The following is a 2437-nucleotide window of genomic DNA, read 5'->3' as shown; positions in this document are numbered from 1 at the left end:
TTCCTTTTGCGTATGTTCTGCATAAGAATCCTATGAGTAAACGTATAGCTATTAATAAGTACACATCAGAAGGACGTAAACTAATCCATAAAGGACTGGAAAACGTGACCGAAGCAGAATTAAGGTGACTAAGGGAACATCCAGTAATTAATGACAGAGCAACAATTGAGTTCAATGATAATCGAATCTCCCTATTCGTTGCACAAAACGGAAGGTGTGGGGTTATGAATGAAAAACTTGAACTGACATACATGCACTGTCATCACAAACGATTATGGAGCGAAACGCAGGACGACAACTATGCAAATCTTATTCTCGTAAAATCAGAAATTCATAAGCTGATACATCTAACTAACGAACCTCTGGCAAAAAAGCTAGTGGACAAACTAAAAATGACAGATAAACAAATCGAGAAATTAAATAAACTGCGATTTCTTGTGGGAAACAATTCAATCTGTACTAACAAAACTTACTATGAACAACTAACTTTGTTCTAATGAACTAAACCAATGAAATGTTTATGACTTAGTAGAAATCAAACTTAGGAATTGCTGGAGCGCCGTGTGAGGTGAAAGTCTCACGCACGGTGTGGAACGGGGGAAAGCTCAAAAGAGAATGGAATCATACCAGATTTTACACTTACTAGGCTACCTATCGTTATCCTCAGTTTCCTCTGTCATACGGGGATTGGATCCGTTAAAGACAAAGCTTGCGGTTGTAGGAGATATTAAACGGTCGGGGTCGGTTGTGTTAGCTGCCACACCCTTATTAAAGAAAGAAGGGATCAAAACAGGAAGTCGTCTTTTCGACATTCCTAAAAGGAAAGGTATCCATGTTGTGAATCCATCCATGGAGCGATATATCAAGGCTTCGAACTATATTTCTAGTTTGGTGTTACAGTATGTGGCTCCTGAGGATTTTCATGCGTATAGCATTGATGAGTTGTTTATTGATGCGACAGCTTCTTTGCATTTATTCGCTGATACACCAGAAGAATTAGCCCATAAAATCATCAATGAAATTTATCGAAAAACACGGCTGACAGCTACTGCAGGAATTGGCCCTAATCTCTTACTAGCGAAGGTGAGCTTAGATCATGAGGCCAAGAATAGCCCAACAGGGGTTGTGTATTGGCGATATGAGGATATTCCCTTTAAGTTGTGGTCCATTCATCCAATGAAGGATTTCTGGGGAATCTCGTCTGCTACGGAAAGACGCTTACACCAGTTAGGCATTCACACCATCAAAGAACTCGCTCTTTCTTCGAAGGAGATGTTGCAAAAAGAGTTTGGCATCTTGGGAGAAGAGCTTCACCAACATGCGACTGGCATTGATTACAGTCGCATTTCTGATGTGTACATTCCTAGCTCTCGTCTTTGGAAAGAGTCAGATTCTCTTTCGTGATTATACAAACCGAAAAGAAGTAGAGTTATTGCTATTGGAGCTATTAGACGATGTGTGTTTTCGTTTACGGATGCATCAAGTGGTGGCCCAAACCGTCCATTTATCCATTGGCTACAGCAAACAAACTGGTGGAGGCTTCTCCAGGCAAAAGAAAATGGGGAGAGCATCGAATTTAAGCCAAGATATCTTTCCTTATTGTTTAACCATTTTACATACCTATGATAGTGGGATGCCGATTCGCTCCATTGGCATTTCATTATCGAACACAAGCATTCAAGAAGAAGAGCAAATGAGCTTATTTGAGGACATCGATCAGCGAGAAAGCGCCTATGCCCTTGCGAAAACGATTGATGACATTCGTATGCGTTATGGCAAGAATAGTGTGCTGCGAGCTTCAAGTCATCTTGAGCATTCAACAGCTCGTTATCGAAACGGTCTTATGGGTGGTCATAAAGCTTAAGAAGGAAGATACACGCAGACCAGAGGAATACATAGGATTAAAGGAAGTTATAAACAAGCAACTAGAGGTAGATCAACCCCTATTAACAGAAGAGCAAATGGAACAGATGAATTTCACCTTAATTGAAGCCTTACATACAAATAAACAAGTGTACCTTACCTATTATAAGAAAGGCCAATGCATCACAGAGAAGGGGTTCATTCAGTTTGTTGATTCCCTTGGAGATTTATTTATTTTTATTGATGATGTATTTGAGTTAAAAAATAAATTGAGGTTAAGTGAGCTACTTGATCTTCATTTTTGTTTTATAAAAAAAAGAGCTACTCAAATGAGTAGCTTTTCTAAAAACACATACTTAAGGGAATATAAGGAATTGGGGTTCCTATTATCTTAGTATGCTCAAAAACTTGAATTTTATTTATTTATTGAACTTTTCGTTATGATGAGATGTCAGAGGCCTCTCTTGATTTTTAATATTTACTTCTTCTTTCTTTAAAGTCTCCGATACTTTTTCATTTTTCTCTTTTCGTCGTTTACCTACAACTACTTCTTCTGTTACGACTGGTTCCTTTG

At 38.6% G+C, this 2437-nt stretch carries 4 protein-coding genes; 3 read left to right on the top strand and 1 reads right to left on the bottom strand.

The window, feature by feature from the left end:
• Nucleotides 1-615: 615 nt before the first annotated feature.
• Genes ACN6NE_RS30920 through ACN6NE_RS30910 form a run of 3 tightly spaced genes read left to right on the top strand, consistent with a single transcriptional unit; the run spans nt 616 to nt 2258 of the window.
• Nucleotides 616-1404, top strand: a complete 789-nt coding sequence (locus tag ACN6NE_RS30920) for a Y-family DNA polymerase (protein ID WP_474329409.1) — start codon at nt 616-618, stop codon at nt 1402-1404.
• A gap of 28 nt (nt 1405-1432) precedes the next feature.
• Nucleotides 1433-1864, top strand: a complete 432-nt coding sequence (locus tag ACN6NE_RS30915) for a DinB/UmuC family translesion DNA polymerase (protein ID WP_474329407.1) — start codon at nt 1433-1435, stop codon at nt 1862-1864.
• Complete coding sequence (locus tag ACN6NE_RS30910; protein WP_474329405.1) at nt 1848-2258, top strand: YolD-like family protein; 411 nt, start codon at nt 1848-1850, stop codon at nt 2256-2258. Before ACN6NE_RS30915 ends, ACN6NE_RS30910 begins: the two co-directional genes overlap by 17 nt.
• Nucleotides 2259-2282: 24 nt before the next feature.
• On the opposite strand, the gene ACN6NE_RS30905 is transcribed toward ACN6NE_RS30910, so the two are convergent.
• Nucleotides 2283-2437, bottom strand: a 155-nt coding sequence (locus ACN6NE_RS30905; protein ID WP_474328616.1) for a DUF2382 domain-containing protein, incomplete at its 5' end; no start/stop codon positions are given.

This window comes from Priestia sp. 53B2, assembly GCF_056099005.1.
This window is presented reverse-complemented; position numbering and strand designations above follow the sequence as displayed.

Coding starts and splice junctions, on each gene's coding strand:
- ACN6NE_RS30920 (WP_474329409.1), top strand. CDS start 616: ATGGAATCATACCAGATTTTACACTTACTAGGCTACCTATCGTTATCC.